Source organism: Wolbachia endosymbiont of Nasonia oneida (genome assembly GCF_009012935.1).
Classification (GTDB): Bacteria; Pseudomonadota; Alphaproteobacteria; order Rickettsiales; family Anaplasmataceae; genus Wolbachia; species Wolbachia pipientis.
In genome coordinates this window covers 19,522-39,092 of the sequence record NZ_QESS01000005.1, presented here as the reverse complement: position 1 = coordinate 39,092, position 19,571 = coordinate 19,522, and the positions used below count along the sequence as shown (strand labels likewise).

The following is a 19,571-nucleotide window of genomic DNA, read 5'->3' as shown; positions in this document are numbered from 1 at the left end:
GGGTAAGATCGCTGAATTAAAAGAAATAATGATATGAGTAAAAAAAAGAATAATTAAATTTATAAAAGATAAATTGATGAGTTTAAACTTTATTAACGCCCACAAAGCATCTCCAAAAGATTTCTCACGAAAAAGAAAGCTGCCTTTCATTGATGTATTTATTCTAATTTTCAGAAAGAGTGTAAAATCATTACAAGTAATGCTTAATGAGTTTGTCCTGCATACAAAAAAGGATCACACAATCACAGCAAGTGCATTTACTCAAGCAAGAAAAAAGCTAAAGCACACTGCATTTTCAGAGCTAAATGATAGCATAATTTCCCTATACTACCAAGATCAAGGATTTAAAACCCACCATGGTTTCAGAGTACTTGCATTTGATGCTTCTACACTGATTCTACCAAAAAATGATGAGTTAATAAATGAATTTGGCTCAAGACCAATAAGAAATTATACCGAAAAAGAGCTTGGAGATTACACAAGTACAACCTTTGAAGTATGTTACGATGTATTAAACAATATCGCAATAAAATCAGTACTTGGCAGAGGCGGTAGCTATGAAGTTGCTTTAGCTATTGATATGCTTGATAGTGTAAAATCCAACGATTTGCTGATTTGTGATAGAGGGTATGTTTCTTATAGGTTTTTTGCTGAGCTTATACAAAGAGGTATTAATTACATAATTCGCTGTCCATACTCATCATTTAATGAAATAAATGCTATGTTTAAGCCAGGAAGTCCTTCTGACATGATAGTAGTGTCAACTGCATCTGTCAAAATAGCGAGACAGCTAAGAAAGCTAGGATTACCTGATAAAATAAAGTTTCGATTAGTCAAAATAGTTCTTCATTCTGGTGAGATTGAAGTGTTAGCTACATCGTTATTAGACGAACAGCAGTTTAAAGCTGAAGAATTTGGGGAATTATACTACTTACGTTGGGGAGTAGAAACATTTTTTTCCAAACTCAAAGGAAGATTAGGCTTAGAAAATTTTACAGGTAAAAGTGTTGAAACTATTAAGCAGGATTTTTGGTCAACTATTTTTATTAGCAACTTAGAAAGTATTACAACAGAAGATGTAGAAGAGACATTGAACGCAGGCCTAGCCAATGGCAAGTCTGAGAAAAGCATTAATAAATCTGTCTCATTTAATGCAATAAAAAACTTGGCTTTCGATATTTTTTCTACAGAGTCAGACACAGACTGCATTATGGATCGATTATCAAAGTTATTTTTGATGAACACTCTAGTGGTGAGAAAAGGAAGAAAAGTTGACCGTAATAAAGTAACGAATACTCGTTCACTGAACTACCAAAAAAGAGCTAGGAAGCATGTATTTTGACCAAAGACAGTACTCATATCTTCTGATAATAACTGGGCAATTTATTGTCATATCTTCTGTAAAATGACTCCTAAATCAACTACTTCTTAAGTAATTTACATTTTAGAGTTTATCTACTTTTAAGTTTATTCTATTTTGTTTCAGCATTTATCATAACTTCTCGATTATTTCAAATCTTCTGGTTCGTTTTTTACCATTCCTTCCTTAACTTAATGGCAGTGACATATTATATGGCCCTCCTGGAAATGGTAAAACACTTATCGCTCGTGCAATTGCAGGTGAATCAAATATGAATTTCATAAGCATCTCAGGTCCTGAACTTATTGGAGTATATATTGGTCATGGTGCACATGCTGTACGCGAGCTTTTTAAAATAGCAAAAAAATATTCTCCTTGTATAGTCTTTATAGATGAAATAGATGCAGTTGCTCAAAAAAGAAGTACCGCTAATAACTCAGCTTACCATTGTCGAGAGAGTTTAACACAGTTGTTAACTGAAATAGATGGATTTAAGAGCAGAAAAGATATAATAGTAATTGGTGCAACTAACCTTATCGGTGGTATAGATCCAGCACTTATTAGACCTGGACGTTTAGGTCAGAGGGTTTATATCCCTAATCCAAGCGTGGAAGCGAGACAAAAAATATTAGAACTTTATATGCGAGGTACAGAAGCCGATAATGAGTTAAACCTTAAAAACATTGCGGAAAGGACTAAAGGCTATTCTGGGGCTGAGTTAGAGCAATTAGTGAATGAAGCAAAAATTAGCGCTGGTGCGCAAAGACGGCTTATAGTGAGTGAGAAAGATTTCGATCACGCGCTTCGCGGGTTAAGTTCAGAACAAGAAAGAGAGAGAATAAGGTTGGTTTCAAACAGGGAGACACAGACAGAAGAAACTTCTTTTATACGGTAAACATAAAAATTGAAATTATAGAAGTGTAGCTGAGCCAACCTTCGTTATTCTTATTATTACCCACAAATAAAGACATGGTATTGCATTTACTCAAATAATTTAATTTTATTAACCTGAAAGCTTATTGGATTAAAATTATTAAATTAAGAGTTATAATTTTAGCAACTAAAAGCTGTAAATTGCACCATATAAACAGTTATTTCAAGCAAAAGTTATACTGACCTTAGCCAGAAAAAGTGGTGGAAAAGTTAGGAATGTTTTTTACAAAAAAAGACAGTATCAATAAAAAGGATTTTATTCTATTTGAAATATAAAATTATCATGTATTTTTCTGTTATTCCCAAGTGAATTATTATTAACTTAGCAGTATATATTATTAAAAACACAAGCAATACAATCATTTTTAGCAACCAAAACCAGCAAGCGTGAGAAGATTTTTTTTTGGAATGAGTTGGTCATGATGTTTGTAAAACTTAATTTGTACACTTTACTTACCCCCAGTAATTCTGATATAGTTACTTTAGTTAAAGTCTATAAAAGTTTATAAATGGCAACCTTAAGTGTAAGAGAAGCTTTATGCACAGCAATTAGAGAAGAAATGCAAAACGACTCTGATGTGCTTATCATGGGTGAAGAAGTTGCAGAGTATGATGGTGCTTATAAAGTAACGAAAGGATTACTGAAAGAGTTTGGAGAAAACAGAGTAGTTGATACGCCTATTACCGAACATGGATTTGCTGGCCTTGCTGTTGGAGCGGCATTTGCTGGATTAAAGCCAATAATTGAGTTTATGACTTTTAATTTTTCTATGCAAGCTATTGACCAAATTGTGAATTCCGCAGCAAAAACGAATTATATGTCAGGTGGGCAACTTGGATGCCCTATAGTATTTCGTGGACCAAATGGCGCTGCAGCAAGAGTTGCTGCACAACATTCTCAATGCTTTGCAGCTTGGTATTCGCATATACCGGGGTTAAAAGTAATAGCACCCTATTTTGCCTCCGATTGCAGAGGTCTGCTTAAAGCTGCAATTCGTGACCCTAATCCGGTAATATTTCTAGAAAACGAAATAGCTTATGGACATGAGCATGAAGTTTCTGACTCTGAGCTATCAAACAAAGATTATCTACTTGAGATAGGCAAAGCTGCTGTTATACGGGAAGGAAAGGATGTAACTATCACTGCTTTTTCATTAAAATTAATGGATGCCTTAAATGCAGCAGATTTACTTTCGAGTAAAGGTATAGAAGCTGAAGTTATTGACCTCAGAACCTTAAGACCACTTGACACTCAAACTGTTATTAACTCTATTCAGAAGACTAATAGGTTAGTTAGTGTAGAAGAAGGATGGCCATTTGCAGGAATAGGAGCAGAGCTGTCAGCCGTTGTTATGGAACAAGGATTTGACTACCTTGATGCTCCAGTTGTACGTGTAACTGGCAAGGACATCCCCTTACCTTACGCTGCAAATCTAGAAAAAAAAGCATTACCGCAAGTGGAAGATATAGTTGAAGCCGTGCATCAGGTCTGTTTTAGAAAAAAATAGTTCTTTTTTGTGTCTCCTGTTCCGCATTGGTCCATCAAAGAAGTATTTCCAGTGCCGCCTATACCACCCATTACTTTTATGACGATAGTTTTAGCACCGAAAAATACAGCACAAAATATACCGAGTGCAAAAAGAGCTGGCCATGGCATTCTACCAAATATCGCAAGCAAAGCTGCACCTATTATCACTACGGTCATAAGCGGTCCGCCTATTCCCCAAACGTAGCCAATAATGTTACATATTACTTGAGCAGTTGTATCAGTATTAGTGTCAGCGGCAGCACTCCCAACATGAGAAAAAGAAATAAATAATACTATAAAAAGAATATTAAAAACTTTCCTAGGGTTCATCTCTATACCTTAAATTTAGATATTGCAATTATACCTAAAATACTATAATTTTTAGTAAAACTAGCATAAAGATTGAATAACAAACGGTGCCACAAAAGTAGTTGATACACAACTGCACAAATATTGTAATATAGACATAGTAAACGATATTATTCCAGTGCTTGACGCTGGAATCCAGACTTTAATTGTTATATTTGTAAATAAGTCTGGAACGTTCATCTCAAATGCAGTATTTTTGTTGAAATAGCTCAACTGGATCCCAGTGTCAAGCACTGGGATGACAGCAGTCCTACGTCATACCGCCGCGGTATCTCATCAGCTAACAAGTAGCGGGATGACGGTTGTCGTTTAGCCATAAACATTAAGAAATTTACCAAATGAAAAAAAAGGCAAAAGAAGCCCCGTGGTTGGCTAATTACTTACATTATACTTTCAAGTATGGCGTTTTTTTATTCTAAATGCTTAATAACCGCGATTCAGTTGCTTTTAAACCGCAACTAATCTAAATTAGAAACATTAAGAAATTTACTAAACAGAAAAAAAGGCAAAAGAAACCCTAGGGTAGCTAGTTATTCACTATCCATTTTTTAAGTTGGCGTTTTTTTATGTTTTAAACGCTTTATAAGCGCGTTTCAGCTTATGTAGGTAGAAGTTTGATAAAGACATAAGGTGCACATAGTGCAAAAAATTAAACATGAGACGCCAGATACGTGAGTTTTTTTGTCATTTAATCTGTACAGAGAAGATAAATAAATAGCTTCACTTTCATGATAAGGGGGCTGGCGGAGTTTGTCAAGTAAGTTTTTTCGTTTCTAACGGTTGTTGCCAAAAACTATACAAGAAGTCTTTTAAGATCAATCACTTATCTTCAAGGCTTGAATAAAAGCATTCTGTGGAATATTTACGTTCCCTATAGAATGTAACCTTTTTTTACCCTTCTTTTGCTTTTCAAGTAGTTTCATTCTTCGCGTTACATCTCCACCATAGAGTTTAGCTGTTACATCTTTTCTGTATGGGTTAATCGTTTCTCTGGCAATAATTTTTCCGCCCACTGCCGCTTGAATCGCGATTTTATATTGCTGACGTGGTATTAAATCCTTCAAGCGTGCACATATTTCACGCCCCCTTTTTTCTGCTCTGCTTTTGTGAGCGATACAAGCCAGTGCATCTACGGGCTCTCCATTAATTAAAAAGCTTAATTTATCTATTTGGCTTACCAGATAGCTGGAAATTTCCCAATCCAAACTTGCATATCCTTTGGAAATTGATTTTAATCGATCATAAAAGTCAAAAACAACTTCAGACAGTGGTAATTTATATCTTAACAATGCTGTTGTTGTGTTACCAATGTAAGATAAATCCTCCTGTTCTCCCCTCCTTTCTTCACATAGAGATAGAATCTCTCCCAAGTATTGGTCAGGGACCATTATGGTTGCGGTAATCCATGGTTCTTCCACAATTTCAATTTTCGTTGGATCTGGCATATCACTTGGGTTATGAATATTCAAAATTTCACCACTTCGTGTTGTAACCCTATATATAACACTCGGTGCAGTTGCTGTTAGGTCTAAATCAAATTCTCTCTCGAGCCTTTCTTGAATAACTTCAAGATGCAACATTCCCAAAAAACCACAACGAAATCCATAGCCTAGTGCATTTGAAGTTTCAGCCTCGAAGGTAAAACTTGCATCATTTAAATGTAACTTTTCTAGAGCTTCTCTTAGATATTTAAAATCATCCGTTTTATGAGGAAAAATGCTACAAAATACCACAGGATGCACTTCTTTAAATCCAGGAAGTGCTTCACTACAAGGTCTCTTTTCCTCAGTGATAGTGTCTCCTACCTTGCAGTCTGCTACTTCCTTCATTGAAGCAGTTATAAAACCAACTTCACCCGCTGAAAGTTCACCCGTCATCACTTTTTTAGGGGTGAAAATACCGATATTATCTATCTGATATGTAGCATTATTAGACATCATAACAATTCTCATGCCTTTTTTTAGCACTCCATTTTTAACTCGCACTAAAATTACTACTCCTAAGTAAGTGTCATACCAACTATCAACCAAAATTGCTTGCAATGGAGCATTTACATCACCTTGAGGAGCTGGAAGTTTTGCCACTATTGCTTCAAGTACATCTTTTATTCCAAGTCCAGTTTTTGCTGATATTAAAACTGACTCACTTGCGTCAATACCAATTATTTCCTCAACCTGGAGTTTTACCCCTTCTGGATCTGCAGCAGGAAGATCAACTTTATTGAGCACAACTATTATTTCATGGTTGTTGTCAATAGCTTTATATACATTTGCAAGGGTTTGTGCTTCAACGCCTTGACTGCTATCTACTATTAAAAGTGAACCTTCGCACGCTGCTAAGCTTCGACTCACTTCATATGAAAAATCAACATGACCTGGAGTGTCCATGAGATTTAGGCAATATTGATTACCGTCGTTTGCCGTATAATTGAGTTTTACCGTCTGTGCCTTAATTGTAATCCCACGTTCGCGTTCTATATCCATTGAATCGAGTATTTGATTGGTCATTTCTCTTGCTTCAAGGCCGTTACATTCCTCTATTAAACGGTCAGCAAGCGTTGACTTACCATGGTCTATATGCGCTATTATTGCGAAATTCCTTATGTTGTTCATTTATGGCCCACTATACTTAATTAGTGAAACTATTTTACATTTTAAGTGTTGTGAGGGCAATCCTTTATTAAGAGACTATTTACTCCTTCAACATAGACGACACTTTTTTCGAGCAGGAAATCACTTTATTAACCATATAGTTTTCATGATTATTATCTATTTTAGGCAACTCATATAGATAATTTACCATCATCCCGGCTGACTGACTAATACCCTTTTCAGAAGTATCCGCCATCCAGTTTAGTTGTTTTATCGATGCACCATTGCTTAAATGAAAATGCGCCACCGGGTCATAAGCATTTCCATTGCTATTATTCACTTTTAGTAAATAATATGCACATAGTTTAAGCATGTATTGTTTAGTTTCATTTGTACATTCAACATTAGTTTTTAATTGCTCTGCACTTTCTAAAATTTCTGCACTAGATTGTTTTATGTTTAGTTTGCCCAATAAAGTGACATCTTGGTTTAGATTGTTTTTTAGCCATTTCGTAAAGCCAGGTATTGGAGAAAGAGTTGCATATGTTTTTATACTTTTAAACTCCTGTGATAGCTTTTCTACAACCCTTTTGATCAAAAAATTACCAAGGCTGATTCCAGATAACCCTGCTTGAGTGTTTGATATTGAATAGAATATAGCAGTGCTTGCATTACTCGGATCATTTGAAGGTACTGACTCATCTAAAAGGTGTTGAATGCTATCTGCAATCTTATCCACCAATGCAACCTCTACAAAAATTAGAGGTTCGTTTGGTATCTTGTAATGAAAAAAAGCAAAACAGAGACGATCAGAATCTAGTCTGTTTTTTAGGTCGCCCCAAGAGGAAATTTTATGCACAGCTTCATATTTTATAAGTTTTTCTAGCAATGATGCAGGTGAATCCCAAGTGATTTGACGAAGATCGAGTAGATCAACATCAACCCAAGTATAGAGTATATTTTTTAATTCGCTCTCTAGTGGATTCAAGCTTCTATGTTGGTTTTTTAGCTTAAGCACATCAGAACGCATATCAACAATAAACTTAAGGCCTTCTGGTAAAGAAATAAATTGCTTCAATATTTTAGAACGTGGTGATTCAAGAATTTTTATTAAATCCTGCTCAAATTTATAGTTTAACTCGGGATCTTGGTTTTTCTTATACTCTCTAATTTTCTCATCTATTTCCGCTTTATTCGGATTAAATTTTTCTGCCAGGGTTTGTAGAAATTTTATTTTACCTTTCTCTGATAAGCTTAAGTACAAGTTACCAAGAGATACAGCGTTTTTACGTGCTGAAACCTCCCCTCCCTTTGGATTTAAGCACTCGTTCATCTTCAAGACTAAACTATCGATATCGCGACTGTTGCTTAAATCAGGACTGATGTTACCAATCCACGATCTTACAGCATCTGCCACTCCACCTAGTATTTTAAAAAAGCTTCTTACCGCCTTTTTGTCTTCAACTTTCACTATATCAGTTTTTACCAATGATTCTTTTGTCATAGATTCCCTTTATTATACATAGCTAATGCAAGTCAGGGTCATACCGCCGCGATATCTCTAGATCCCGCTAACAAGCAGCGGGATGACGGTTGTCGGTAAACCCAAGTTATTTTAGCTACATATAGCTTAAGTTAAAGGAAAATTTTAGCTACATAGCAGGCACTATTACTGAATTATTAATAATTCAGTAATACAATAGACTTCTTGCACTACCTCCCAAGCCACAACTGTCATTCAGTAGAAACGAAAAAACTTGCTTGACAAACTCCGCCAGCCCACTTATCATGAAACTGAAGCTATTGTATTTGCTTTCGCCAATCTGCAGATTAAAAGGTAAGGATTACTTAATGTATCGGCGTCTTATGTTCAATTTTTTGCAGTATATAGATACTGTATGTCTTTACAAAACTTCATCTACATCTAGATTTTTATCTAAATAAGCTGAACGCGCTTATAAAGCGTTACAAGACATCAAAAAATGCCAATACTCGACAGAGATAGTAAAAGACTAGCTAACTCGGGGATTCTTTGTCTTTTTTTCTGCTTAGTAAATTTCTTAAACATTTGCAGCGTAGGTTAGTTGCAATTAAAAGCGGCTGAATCTCGCTTGTCAAGCGTTTAAAACATAAAAAACGCCAATATTTTAAAGCGGATAATAACCTCAGGGCTTCTTTTGCCTTTTTTTTCATTTGGTAAATTTCTTAAATATTTATGGCTAAACGACAATCGTCATCCCGCTATTTGTTAGCGGGATCTAGAGATACCGCGGCGGTATGACGGTGTAATGATGGTTAAGTAATTCGTCATCCCGCTGCTTGTTAGCGGGATCTATGTTAAGGTATGACGGTTAAGTAAGGGATCTATGTTAAGAGATACCGCGAATGAATCGCGGTATGACGGTGTAATGATGGTTAAGTAATTCGTCATCCCGCTGCTTGTTAGCGGCTAAGAGATACCGCGGCGGTATGACGTAGGACTGCTGTCATTCAAGTAGCTGAAACTGGAATGACACGTCATAAAGGAACCAGTGTCAGCTACTTGGATGATACCTTTTTTCTACTTAGTTTGGGTTATGCAAGAAGTCTATTTACTTCTTAACTTGACGCACATGATGTCTTGCAGCATCATCTACTGTCTCTAAATAAATCATTGCTAGACATATACCACTGTGTACTTCTACGGATACCTTATTGCCTAAACTTCGATTAAAGCAAGAATTTTTTCCCGGAAAAGCAAGATTACTAAGGTGCAGTTCCCATTTTAATCCTTTAGTTGATATTTGAGCTCTCGGTATACCAAGTAAAGATATTTTAGTATTTTTTGGCAAAGAAAAAAAATGGGTAATACCTTTTTGTAAAGTGTAACCTACCATGGGAGGTGAAGGTGTGTAAAAGATACTGCCCGTACTTAGAAAAATGTTAATATTCTGTAGTATGTGATCAATTGCTCCTCCAGTAATACCCGTTACTATTGATGGCAATAACTTTACTGTTTTTAAGTGAGCCATTGCTTTAGAAAAGTCGCAATAATCTTGATCAGGTAGATATATCGTATTCAAATTAGCACGTAAATCCAGATTTACGCTATCCAAATCTCCTACTACAAGATCAGGTTTTACGCCAATTGATAGAAGCTTGTTTGCTCCTCCATCTACAGCAATAATAGGTATATCTCGTTTAAAAAACGATGAGCTCGGTATTTTTCCATTTAGCACTACAATAGAACGATATTGTTGTTGTGTACTGCAGTGCAGCACATGATCATGGTGCAGGTTTTGCATCGTAGTAACATTTTTGAATAATTGATATTATGCTAATCACTAATCCAGCAATATTGCTAAGCACCACAAAAATTGAGCTCTGGTAAAGACCATAGCCAATCCAAGACAATGAACAAATAAGATAGTTTACTAACATTAACATCGATACATCACGAGTAACTTTAGTGATATATGCTTTATATACTTGAGGTGATAATCCAATTAGAGATGCAATTAACGCAATGAAGCCGAAGCATTCTTCAATATTTATATACATACATTTTCCTACGCTTGCTTTAACAATATCAGGTTCAAAGGGTTGTACTTTATGTACTCTCAGCTTTTCTAGAGCACCCCTAATGCGTGTAATTTATAACATCATTTAGTCTATTAATCAAGAAATTAATAGTGACTTGCATTTATGAAACCCAATCGGCTTCTATGCTAATTATTATCTAAACTAATCGTCGGTTGTGCATCTTGCTCAGAGATTAGGGCAACCAACAAATTATTTATCAATTGAACCTTTTGCTTGCCATCTAATTGTAAGCTTTTGTTTTTTTCAAAATGAGCTATTACTTCCTCGACAATTCCTATTGCATTTTGCACTATATGCCTTCTTGCCGAAGTGATAGCATGTGCTTGTTGACGCCTTAACATTGCTTGTGCAATCTCGGACGAATACGCCAAATGCGATATTCTTGCTTCTGTAATCTCAATTCCTGCAATATCTAATCTTTGTTGTAACATTGACCGCAATTCATCTGAAATTTTATCAGAATTTTTACGTAAAGATTCCTCATTGCTCTCGCTGTCATACGGATAGTTACTAGCTAATTCTCTTATTACTGAGTCACTTTGTACAAAAACAAATTCGTGATAGTTGTTAACATTATAATACGCCTTTGCAGGGCTATTTACTCTCCAAACAATCACTGCTGAAATCTCTATTGGACTTCCATTTGCATCATTAACTTTTATTTTTTCTGTGTTAATATTCTGAAATTTTAGGGAAACTATATATTTGCTTGAAAAGGGAAGCGTTACACATATTCCAGACTTAAAATAAGTTCCAATATAATGACCAAAAAATTCTATCACTCTTGCTTCATTAGGGTCATTAATAAAAAATCCTTGAAGAAAAGTCAAAATTGAAACGGCAGCAACTCCAAGTGCAATTGTGCTGTCATATGCCAAAAAAAGCAGCGATAAAATTAATCCTAGCACTATTAGTACAGGAAAAGCCCGAATTTGACTCAAATTTCTATCGTTTATCGTATTCTTATCCATACTGTCTTTAAACTTCTTTTTCACTTGAACCCTCTCTGTTAATCGTTTTATTTATCTTATTTACAAATAGTTTAAACTCTCTTAATTCATGATCAGGCAATTTTACTTCAGTTTTATGCGCTATCGTAAGCGGATCGATGTGTTTGCCGTTATATATAACTTCGTAATGTAAATGGGGTCCTGTTGCAACACCAGTGCTACCAACATAGGCGATGACCTGCCCCTGCTTTACTTTAGAGCCTAACTTTATATCGCCACTAAATCTACTTACATGCGCGTAACAGGTTGAATATTCATTTTTGTGTTTTATTTTGATGTAATTTCCATAGCCACCATTCTTTCCTATATATTCTATCACACCCTCTGCAGCAGCGTATATGGGAGTGCCAAGTTTAGCTGCATAATCCACTCCTTTGTGAAAAACAATTTTACCGCGAATAGGGTGCTTTCTATTACCAAATTTCGAGGATACGCGATAATCTCCATTTAAAGGATTTGCAAAAATTTCGCCATTTTTTAAGCTTATTCCTTCTTTATTAAAATATCTTTCTTTGCCGTCTTGCGATTTATAATGATATAAACTAATAGCTTTCTTGTTTATTGTCAGTGAAGCATATAAAATTTTTTCTTCAGTCTTCTGATTATTAGGCAATCTCTCAAAAAGAACCTCCAATTTACTCTCTGGCACAATGTCTTTTTTAAAATCAACACCAAAATCTTTATATATGTTGATCAATTTCACCACTGTATTTGGCGCCAACCCTTCCGTGGCAAAAAAGGAAGATTTTATGGTACTGGATATGAATAACAACTTTCTATCACTTTCTGTCGTCAAAGTAGCTTTTTTTTTTCTGATTCCATGCTGGAATGGCTGTGCAAGATCTGTTGATGTTTCAGCGGTATATAACGGTAAGATAAAGAGCAGCATAAATACAATCAGCTTCATCATTTAAACAGCATCAACAAAAGTAAAATTACCTTCCACATACTGTACATCGTCGTTATCTTCTAGCTCTTCAACCAATGCAGATAATTTATCAATCAACTCTTTATCGCTAATTTCAATCAGATCTTTTGGCTGCCATGAAAGACGAGCAAGTTCTGGTTCTCCGAATTTTGCATAAAAGGCATCGCGTACTTTACCAAAATCTTTTATTTCACAAGTTATAACGTGTAATCCTTCTTTGTCATTTTCCTCAACATTCAATACTTCTAATTCGATTCCATGACTGAATAAATCATCAAAATTCACACCCTCTGCTTTATAGACGATTAAGCCTACATGATCGAAAAGGTAACTAACACTTCCTGTTTCTCCTAAATTTCCACCTTTACGAGAAAAGATATAACGTACCTCAGAAGCAGTACGGTTGCGGTTATTAGTCAAGGCATGGACAATGAGTGCAGTGCCAGAAGGACTATGACCTTCATATTGTATTTCTTCGTAATTTTCTCCAGCAACGTTACCAGTTGCATTTTTTATTGCTGTTTCTATTTTATCTTTTGGTAGATTTTCCTTGCGTGCAGCAAATATAGCAGAGCGAAGGCGCGGGTTGAGTTCGGGATCGGGCAGCCCTTGCTTTGCAGCAACTGTTATTTCTCTAATCATCTTCGTAAATTTTTGAGAGCGCTTTGCATCCTGAGCGCCTTTCCGATGTTTTATATTTGAAAATTGTGAATGACCAGCCATATTCAAATAGTTAAAAACCTAATTATATATCAAAGCATAGAAAAAGCTAAAGCAAATTTTCAAGCCTCTGGCTTGGCATCTTGCAGGTTTTCTGCTAATAACATACTTTCATACTGCTCAGCTTCTAAGTCAAGGCCAAGAGCTGAATGGGCTGCTACTAAATAGTTAATAGACTTAGAAAAATATTTAGAATCCTTATAGCTTGCCATATTCTGGAAACGCTTAATTGCTGCTAAATATTCACCACGCCTCAGGTAAAATTTACCGATAGAATACTCTTTTGTTGATATATGTTCTGTGATTAATTTTGCTCTTTCCTTTATCTCGTCTACATATTCGCTGCCTGGAAAGAGATTAATGTACTCAGTGGCTAGCTCTAAAGTTTTATATGCAGTTTGCTGTCCAAGTTGCACTTTATTAATTTGCATGTAATAAGATAATACTCTTAAGTAGTATACATATGGTAAATCTTCACCATTTGAATAAACATATATATAATCATCCATATCACTTGCAGCACTGCTATAGTTACCCATATTATAGTGAGAGACCCCAGATAATAATTTTGCTTTCATTGCCCAATAAGAAAAAGGATACAAATCCTCTATCTTATGAAATGCCCTAATAGCTTGTTTATATTTTTTCTGGTCAAAAAGTTCAACTGCTTCTTCATATAGTTCAGTTTCAGTTTTTTCAAGATCATCCGCATACGATTGTGTAAAGGAGCAAATTAGGAAAATAAAGCACGTGATTAAAGTCTTATACATAAGATTTTTTTCGATCAAAATAAAGTATAGACCTAAATATTACTTAAATAAATAAATTTCTTAGGCAATAGCCGGTCCTTCTTCTTTATAACTACGGTCAGAACTACCTGCATTTCTTGATTCACCTCGTCCTTCCACTTTTGGATCTTTCAGCGTCTTACTGTAGGAATGTATAGTTAAGACCTGTACAGCCATAAAAATTGCAATACCTATCAAGCCTAAAGTAGGTCCAACAGCAGGATTTAAGGACGATGCTAATGCTATTAACATTATCCTTCTTATTAAAAATACAGAAGAACCAGCAAGCGCCAATCCGGCTACAGACATATTGCTAGTTTTCTTGCTAGATTTCTCATCAAGATCAGACTTTTCTGTTTCCTTTTTCTTATTTTTTTCATGCTTATCAATATAAGAAACAAGAGTTGCAAGAAAAGCAATTGCATTGGCAAGAAATAAAATTGCATCCTCTGCTGCTTCAAGTGAAGATGTTTCACCCATTATCACACCTACAATAACCAGTGCAGTTGTTATAGCCTCAATATAGATCAAACACTGACCTATATCAGAAATATTGTGCTCTTTTTCCTTTACTTCCTCTCCATTTTCAATAATCTCCAACTCTCGTTCTTTTTGTGCTATCTTCCTATTATTGTAAATTAAATATAGCGTACAAATAAGAGATAAGACTGTAAAAGGTAATATAGTGTGGCTTAGCGCGCCACTTATCACGCCAAGTAATACCTGATCGCTATATGTTTTTTCCAGTTCAATCGCCATCAGCAATGTAAATGGGACCATTGTTGCCAATGATGCACATTTTCTATATAGCTCTCTTTTTTTTAGTGCTAATAGTTCTTGTTCTAGCCTTTCTCTTTTGACTTCTTTATCAACTGTTGGCCAAAAATCCCAAAAAAACTCTTCTAATGGTTCAAAATCTCTTTTTTTCTTATTCTTTCCTGGAACCTTTTTAGTAGAAGAAAATTTGCCACTAGGTGTATGGTCCCAGAGTGTGATGGTGTGGATTTAGTATAAATAATTCTGGAGACTGTGTCCACTGATAACATATAAATTCATAAGGAGTAAGACCCTTAAGAGTTTTGAGTCTCTTTGCATAATTATAAGCCATAACAAAGTTATAAAGGTGTTCTTTAAGTTGCTGGTGCGATTGATAGTAATACTTCTTAACTGTAGCATCCTTTAAAGTTTTATTCATACGCTCGACTTGCCCATTCGTCCAAGGATGGCTAACTTTTGTCAAACGATGTTCAATAACATTCTCTTCGCAAACTCTATCAAATATATGTTGGAAAGCATACTTATGACGCTTCTGGTTTGTAAATTGTATACCGTTATCTGTCAAAATAGTATGGATTTTATACGGTAAAATTCTAATCAAATTACGTAAGAACTCAGCAGCTATGGGTTTTGTAGCACTGTTACACAACTCAACATAGGTAAATTTGGATGTCCTATCAATAGCAACAAACAAATGTAATTTGCCCTCCTCAGTTCTAACTTCAGCAATATCAATATGAAAGTAACCGATAGGATATTGTTTGAATTTCTTTTTTGACTTAACTTCTCCATCAACAGCTGGTAATCTGCTAATGTTGTGTCTTTGTAAACAACGATGCAAGCTAGAGCGAGTCAAATGCGGAATTGTAGACTGCAGAGCGTAAAGGCAATCATCTAGTGGCAGTAGTGTATACTTGCGAAATGTAACTATTATAGCTTCCTCTTCTAGCGTTAAAACAGTTGATCTTGGATGCTTTGGACCCATATCAGCATCTTTCGTAAATGAACGTTTTCTCCACTTAATAATAGTTTTTGGATTAAGGTTATAATGCTTGGAGAGTTTTGCTATGCTCTCTTTTCTATTTTGTATTGCTCTACGAATCGTCTGTGTTGTTTTGGCGCACCCATGTAATATCTGTCCCATAATGACTCCTTAAATGATGATGATAGTATACCATCACTCTCTGGGACCATACAACTAGGTATTTTCATAATATTAACCTAATTAGTTGTAAGTTAATACAATTATACACCTTTTTGCTTTCTGAGTCAATATCACTAAGATATTAACTACTCTTGTCTATTAACTATTTCCTAGGAGATTTAATCAATCTGTTTGATGCCGGCTAGGATATAATTATAGCCTGACCACATAGTTATAATAGCTGCAACCCATAAACAAATCGCACCTGTATATTGAATCATATAATAATCGTTCATTATTAGCGCTACTACAGCAACCATCTGTAGAAATGTTTTAATTTTTCCAGCTTTGCTTACAGGTAGACTAACATTTGTAGCTATCAAAAACTCCCGCAAACCCGAGACTAATATCTCCCTACAGATGATGATAATCGATGGTACTATTGTAAAATCATTTATCTTCTGCTTATAAACTAGCATAATTATCGTTGAAACCACTATTAATTTATCAGCAATTGGATCAAATAGCTTGCCAAATTTTGATTGGACTTTCCACGCACGCGCCAAGTAACCATCAAAAAAATCCGTAATGCACGCAAACACAAAGATTGATATTGTTATCAGGCCTGCATATTTATTTTCTATATAAAAACTTAATATTATTGCTGGTACTGCAAGCGCACGAGAAATTGTAAGCAAATTAGGCACGTTTTTCTTAAGCATGTAATACCATTCTACGTAGTAGGTAAACTTATACAGAAGTACACCAGAGTTCACAAGCTAATAGTTTACAATTGAACATTTATAAAAACTCCATATACTTAAAAAATACAAGCTTAAAATATAAGGATGTAATGATGAACGATGATTTAGATAGTACCACAAAACAAGAGGCACTTAATTATCACAGTAGAGGTGGTAAACCTGGTAAAATTTCAATCATGCCAACAAAACCTTTATCTACCCAGTATGATTTGTCACTTGCTTATTCCCCTGGCGTTGCAGCTCCGTGCCTTGAAATAGCTAAAAATCCTGAGGTTGTTTATGATTATACGGCAAAAAGCAACTGTGTTGCTGTCATTTCAAATGGCACTGCAGTGCTTGGACTTGGTAATATCGGTCCTCTTGCTGCAAAACCTGTCATGGAAGGCAAAGCTGTTTTATTTAAGCGTTTTGCTGATATTGATGCAGTTGATATAGAAGTTGGTACAGAAAATATAGAAGATTTTATCAATGCAGTAAGGTACCTTGGGCCAAGTTGGGGGGGGATAAATTTAGAGGATATAAGATCTCCCGATTGTTTTATAATAGAGAAACGTCTGAATGAACTGATGGATATTCCAGTGTTCCATGATGACCAGCATGGAACTGCAGTGGTTGTTGCAGCTGGTATAGAAAATGCTCTTGATATTGTCGGAAAGAAATTAGAGGACGTTAAGATCATTATGAATGGTGCTGGAGCAGCCGGTATTGCATGTTTAGAAATACTAAAGTCCATGGGCGCTAAAAATATAGTGCTGTGTGATAAGCAAGGAGTAATATACAAAGGTAGAAACGAGGACATGAATGAGTGGAAGGAAAAATATGCAATTGATACTTCCGAACGTTCTCTACTTGATACAATAAAAGGCGCTGATGTATTCATCGGACTATCTGCAAAAGATGTGTTAAATGAAGAGATGTTAAAGAGTATGGGCAAAGACCCGATTATTTTTGCTCTTGCCAATCCCGATCCAGAAGTAAGGCCTGAGTTTGCAAAATCTGTGAGGCCAGATGCAATAATTGCAACTGGTAGGTCAGATTACAACAACCAAGTCAACAACGTAATGGGTTTTCCTTATATATTTAGAGGGGCACTTGATGTACATGCAACAACAATAAATGATGAAATGAAAATTGCAGCTGCAGATGCAATAGCAAAGCTTGCCCGTGAGCCAGTACCAGGTGAGATATCTGCAGTCTATGGCGGTCGTAAAATGGGCTATGGACGTGAATATATAATACCTACTCCATTTGACCCAAGATTAATTTCTATAGTAGCTCCTGCTGTTGCAAAAGCCGCAGTTGATTCAGGTATTGCAAGAAAGGCAATACAAGATTGGAGTAAATATGAAAATCAATTAAAATCTCGTCTTTCTAATGTTCTCAGCACGCTGAATTTACTATCTTCACATATGTAATTTATTGGATAAAGTTAAAAGTGATAAACCAACCCAAACTCTAAGCCATATATACCAAACCTATTGGTAATGGTTGCAGTTGTTGATTCAACACGTGCAGTTTCATCAACCTTACTTCCTCCACCGGCAGGAATATATCCTTCACCAGCTAGTATCTTTATTCCTGGTACAATATCTTTAAATTGGTTATCAAGGATACCAAAATAGCGTAAACCAGCAAATGCTTGAGTTTGTGCTGTAAGTTGGTGATTGATACCAAGTTTTGCTTGGTAAGCCAAGGCATATCTGGTTTTTCCTAGAAATTTAACCCTAGTTACACCTGCACCAATACCAACATATGGGGTGAATGGCATTTTTGCTATATTAAAATCACGATATACATTGACCATTCCAGCTAAGTTATTAAAACCTTCATTTTTCATCTTAAATGCAGCTCTGAACTCTGCTTCAACACTACAATTTTCTTGAATGTGAATATCAACCTTTCCACTTCTCCAAGGTGAATTGCATTCCGCTCCAGTAGACGCATCATTGTGACGACGAAGTTCAATATATCTTGCTTTTTTCTTATCTGAATAATCTTCATCATATAAGTTAGTCTGAGAATATAAGCCTTCAAACTCAACTCTCATATTTTTGAATAAATACCCTATTGCAGCACTACCGGCAAACCCTGGAACATATTTAGGACTGTATCCAGCTTCAATTCGCTCCTTCTTATTAAAACTAAAAACCCCTCTGTTATATTGTCACCTGCATCTTCTTTTCCTTCTAGAGAACCTATTGCATTGAAGAATGCTCCAAAATAGTTAGCTTTGATGTAAACATTCTCTAAGTTATTTATTTTATCATCGTAAGATAAGCACCTAAATGAAAAAGTTAGCAAAACCAAAGATATGTGAATTTAAATCTTTCGCCCACCACAAAGCCTCCCTGCATAACTTGTCATTCCATTATTATAGTATGCTTCTATTTTTTATGATAGCAACTTTTTATTGCGCTCAATCGTTTTAGATTTATAATGAAAGTATTGTAATTTAAAGCAAATCAATGACTATTGCAATTCACGAATTAGAGAGGATCATCAAACAATCGTTCCCCGACGCTGATATAAAGATTCATGATCTTGCTGGAGATGATGACCATTATCATTTAAAAATAAACTCCAAGTGTTTTCTTGGAAAGACAAAAATAGAACAGCATAAAATGGTATATAAAGCTCTGGAAGGTCAGTCTATACACGCCTTGCAACTGGAAACTAATACTTTAAAATAAGGTGAATTTATGAGCAATTTTGAACAAATAAAAAAAGATATAACAGAAAATGATGTGGTATTGTATATGAAAGGCACTTCTGATTTTCCTCAATGCGGATTCTCTGGACTCGTCGTGTCAATCCTAAAAAAATTGAACGTGAAGTTTAAGTATATTAACGTGTTGGAGAATGATGAAATACGTGAATCTATAAAAAAGTTTTCTGATTGGCCAACAATTCCACAATTATATATAAAGGAAGAGTTTATTGGTGGTTGCGACATCACTCGCGAGATGTACGAAAAAGGCGAACTGCAAAGTTTATTGAAGGAAAAAAAAATTATTGCGGAATAAGTACCAAGAAACCAGTGCCCAGACGCTGGATAACGTAGTATAGCTATGAAAAAG

At 35.4% G+C, this 19,571-nt stretch carries 20 protein-coding genes and 1 riboswitch; of the genes, 6 read left to right on the top strand and 14 right to left on the bottom strand.

Annotation, left to right across the window (positions count from 1 at the left end):
- Positions 1-76 precede the first annotated feature (76 nt).
- From DEF52_RS03540 to DEF52_RS03530, 3 genes are all read left to right on the top strand, one after another.
- Positions 77-1,342, top strand: a complete 1,266-nt coding sequence (locus DEF52_RS03540) for an IS4 family transposase (protein ID WP_151807607.1) — start codon at positions 77-79, stop codon at positions 1,340-1,342.
- A 223-nt stretch (positions 1,343-1,565) separates the two neighbouring features.
- Positions 1,566-2,255: an ATP-binding protein gene (locus DEF52_RS03535; RefSeq protein ID WP_272897547.1), complete on the top strand. Its 690-nt coding sequence runs from the start codon at positions 1,566-1,568 to the stop codon at positions 2,253-2,255.
- A gap of 547 nt (positions 2,256-2,802) precedes the next feature.
- On the top strand, positions 2,803-3,801 hold the full coding sequence (locus tag DEF52_RS03530) for a pyruvate dehydrogenase complex E1 component subunit beta (protein WP_151807867.1): 999 nt from the start codon (positions 2,803-2,805) through the stop codon (positions 3,799-3,801).
- Here the strand turns inward: DEF52_RS03530 and DEF52_RS03525 are convergent.
- The 12 genes from DEF52_RS03525 to pgsA all read right to left on the bottom strand — a co-directional run bounded on the left by DEF52_RS03525 (position 3,777) and on the right by pgsA (position 16,452).
- The gene (locus DEF52_RS03525; RefSeq protein WP_006279664.1) at positions 3,777-4,151 is read right to left on the bottom strand and encodes a TrbC/VirB2 family protein; all 375 of its coding nucleotides are present in this window, start codon (positions 4,149-4,151) and stop codon (positions 3,777-3,779) included. The two genes, DEF52_RS03530 and DEF52_RS03525, sit on opposite strands and share 25 nt — an antisense overlap.
- A gap of 854 nt (positions 4,152-5,005) precedes the next feature.
- Positions 5,006-6,802 (bottom strand): translation elongation factor 4, encoded by a 1,797-nt coding sequence (gene lepA, locus DEF52_RS03520; RefSeq protein ID WP_151807866.1) that lies wholly within the window; start codon positions 6,800-6,802, stop codon positions 5,006-5,008.
- A 79-nt stretch (positions 6,803-6,881) separates the two neighbouring features.
- Positions 6,882-8,285: a malonyl-CoA decarboxylase gene (locus tag DEF52_RS03515; RefSeq protein ID WP_151807865.1), complete on the bottom strand. Its 1,404-nt coding sequence runs from the start codon at positions 8,283-8,285 to the stop codon at positions 6,882-6,884.
- 1,087 nt (positions 8,286-9,372) lie between these two features.
- On the bottom strand, positions 9,373-10,065 hold the full coding sequence (locus DEF52_RS03505) for a thiamine diphosphokinase (protein ID WP_010962623.1): 693 nt from the start codon (positions 10,063-10,065) through the stop codon (positions 9,373-9,375).
- A complete protein-coding gene (locus DEF52_RS03500; RefSeq protein WP_006280002.1) occupies positions 10,046-10,321 on the bottom strand; it encodes a SemiSWEET family sugar transporter in 276 nt (91 codons plus the stop codon). The genes DEF52_RS03505 and DEF52_RS03500 overlap by 20 nt, the downstream gene beginning before the upstream one ends.
- A riboswitch (TPP riboswitch) is annotated at positions 10,310-10,412 on the bottom strand. (Overlaps the previous gene by 12 nt.)
- 76 nt (positions 10,413-10,488) lie before the next feature.
- Complete coding sequence (locus tag DEF52_RS03495) at positions 10,489-11,334, bottom strand: SPFH domain-containing protein (protein WP_151807898.1); 846 nt, start codon at positions 11,332-11,334, stop codon at positions 10,489-10,491.
- 7 nt (positions 11,335-11,341) lie between these two features.
- Positions 11,342-12,280 (bottom strand): M23 family metallopeptidase, encoded by a 939-nt coding sequence (locus DEF52_RS03490; RefSeq protein ID WP_151807899.1) that lies wholly within the window; start codon positions 12,278-12,280, stop codon positions 11,342-11,344.
- Between the two features lie 3 nt (positions 12,281-12,283).
- Positions 12,284-13,024, bottom strand: coding sequence for a YebC/PmpR family DNA-binding transcriptional regulator (locus tag DEF52_RS03485; RefSeq protein ID WP_151807897.1), 741 nt, complete (start codon positions 13,022-13,024; stop codon positions 12,284-12,286).
- A 59-nt stretch (positions 13,025-13,083) separates the two neighbouring features.
- Positions 13,084-13,791 (bottom strand): outer membrane protein assembly factor BamD, encoded by a 708-nt coding sequence (locus DEF52_RS03480; protein WP_044471201.1) that lies wholly within the window; start codon positions 13,789-13,791, stop codon positions 13,084-13,086.
- A 60-nt stretch (positions 13,792-13,851) separates the two neighbouring features.
- Positions 13,852-14,568, bottom strand: a complete 717-nt coding sequence (locus tag DEF52_RS03475; protein ID WP_237357338.1) for a hypothetical protein — start codon at positions 14,566-14,568, stop codon at positions 13,852-13,854.
- Between the two features lie 211 nt (positions 14,569-14,779).
- Entirely contained in the window at positions 14,780-15,730 is a 951-nt protein-coding gene (locus tag DEF52_RS03470; protein WP_151807863.1) for an IS481 family transposase, read from the bottom strand.
- Positions 15,731-15,909: 179 nt separating this feature from the next.
- Positions 15,910-16,452 carry a CDP-diacylglycerol--glycerol-3-phosphate 3-phosphatidyltransferase gene (gene pgsA, locus DEF52_RS03465; protein ID WP_012673109.1) on the bottom strand — a complete coding sequence of 181 codons (543 nt, stop codon included), beginning with the start codon at positions 16,450-16,452 and terminating at the stop codon, positions 15,910-15,912.
- A 134-nt stretch (positions 16,453-16,586) separates the two neighbouring features.
- Between pgsA and DEF52_RS03460 the strand changes: the two genes are divergently transcribed.
- The gene (locus tag DEF52_RS03460) at positions 16,587-17,909 is read left to right on the top strand and encodes a malic enzyme-like NAD(P)-binding protein (RefSeq protein ID WP_151807862.1); all 1,323 of its coding nucleotides are present in this window, start codon (positions 16,587-16,589) and stop codon (positions 17,907-17,909) included.
- A gap of 14 nt (positions 17,910-17,923) precedes the next feature.
- On the opposite strand, the gene DEF52_RS03455 is transcribed toward DEF52_RS03460, so the two are convergent.
- Together DEF52_RS03455 and DEF52_RS06565 are read right to left on the bottom strand one after the other, a co-directional pair.
- A complete protein-coding gene (locus DEF52_RS03455; protein ID WP_237357341.1) occupies positions 17,924-18,562 on the bottom strand; it encodes a P44/Msp2 family outer membrane protein in 639 nt (212 codons plus the stop codon).
- Positions 18,559-18,795, bottom strand: coding sequence for a hypothetical protein (locus DEF52_RS06565; protein WP_151807860.1), 237 nt, complete (start codon positions 18,793-18,795; stop codon positions 18,559-18,561). The genes DEF52_RS03455 and DEF52_RS06565 overlap by 4 nt, the downstream gene beginning before the upstream one ends.
- A gap of 164 nt (positions 18,796-18,959) precedes the next feature.
- Here DEF52_RS06565 and DEF52_RS03445 point away from each other — a divergent pair, with 164 nt between their 5' ends.
- Positions 18,960-19,184 carry a BolA/IbaG family iron-sulfur metabolism protein gene (locus tag DEF52_RS03445; RefSeq protein WP_015588949.1) on the top strand — a complete coding sequence of 75 codons (225 nt, stop codon included), beginning with the start codon at positions 18,960-18,962 and terminating at the stop codon, positions 19,182-19,184.
- Positions 19,185-19,193: 9 nt separating this feature from the next.
- Positions 19,194-19,517, top strand: coding sequence for a Grx4 family monothiol glutaredoxin (gene grxD, locus DEF52_RS03440; RefSeq protein ID WP_006280013.1), 324 nt, complete (start codon positions 19,194-19,196; stop codon positions 19,515-19,517).
- Positions 19,518-19,571: the final 54 nt, after the last annotated feature.

What these genes read in the sequence shown, in the direction of transcription:
- DEF52_RS03445 (WP_015588949.1), top strand. Translation starts at nt 18,960, where the DNA reads ATGACTATTGCAATTCACGAATTAGAGAGGATCATCAAACAATCGTTC.
- pgsA (WP_012673109.1), bottom strand. Translation starts at nt 16,452, where the DNA reads ATGCTTAAGAAAAACGTGCCTAATTTGCTTACAATTTCTCGTGCGCTT.
- DEF52_RS03500 (WP_006280002.1), bottom strand. Translation starts at nt 10,321, where the DNA reads ATGTATATAAATATTGAAGAATGCTTCGGCTTCATTGCGTTAATTGCA.
- DEF52_RS03540 (WP_151807607.1), top strand. Translation starts at nt 77, where the DNA reads ATGAGTTTAAACTTTATTAACGCCCACAAAGCATCTCCAAAAGATTTC.
- DEF52_RS03490 (WP_151807899.1), bottom strand. Translation starts at nt 12,280, where the DNA reads ATGAAGCTGATTGTATTTATGCTGCTCTTTATCTTACCGTTATATACC.
- DEF52_RS03495 (WP_151807898.1), bottom strand. Translation starts at nt 11,334, where the DNA reads ATGGATAAGAATACGATAAACGATAGAAATTTGAGTCAAATTCGGGCT.
- DEF52_RS03470 (WP_151807863.1), bottom strand. Translation starts at nt 15,730, where the DNA reads ATGGGACAGATATTACATGGGTGCGCCAAAACAACACAGACGATTCGT.
- DEF52_RS03460 (WP_151807862.1), top strand. Translation starts at nt 16,587, where the DNA reads ATGAACGATGATTTAGATAGTACCACAAAACAAGAGGCACTTAATTAT.
- DEF52_RS03480 (WP_044471201.1), bottom strand. Translation starts at nt 13,791, where the DNA reads ATGTATAAGACTTTAATCACGTGCTTTATTTTCCTAATTTGCTCCTTT.
- grxD (WP_006280013.1), top strand. Translation starts at nt 19,194, where the DNA reads ATGAGCAATTTTGAACAAATAAAAAAAGATATAACAGAAAATGATGTG.
- DEF52_RS03485 (WP_151807897.1), bottom strand. Translation starts at nt 13,024, where the DNA reads ATGGCTGGTCATTCACAATTTTCAAATATAAAACATCGGAAAGGCGCT.
- DEF52_RS03505 (WP_010962623.1), bottom strand. Translation starts at nt 10,065, where the DNA reads ATGCAAAACCTGCACCATGATCATGTGCTGCACTGCAGTACACAACAA.
- lepA (WP_151807866.1), bottom strand. Translation starts at nt 6,802, where the DNA reads ATGAACAACATAAGGAATTTCGCAATAATAGCGCATATAGACCATGGT.
- DEF52_RS03515 (WP_151807865.1), bottom strand. Translation starts at nt 8,285, where the DNA reads ATGACAAAAGAATCATTGGTAAAAACTGATATAGTGAAAGTTGAAGAC.
- DEF52_RS03530 (WP_151807867.1), top strand. Translation starts at nt 2,803, where the DNA reads ATGGCAACCTTAAGTGTAAGAGAAGCTTTATGCACAGCAATTAGAGAA.
- DEF52_RS03525 (WP_006279664.1), bottom strand. Translation starts at nt 4,151, where the DNA reads ATGAACCCTAGGAAAGTTTTTAATATTCTTTTTATAGTATTATTTATT.
- DEF52_RS03475 (WP_237357338.1), bottom strand. Translation starts at nt 14,568, where the DNA reads ATGGCGATTGAACTGGAAAAAACATATAGCGATCAGGTATTACTTGGC.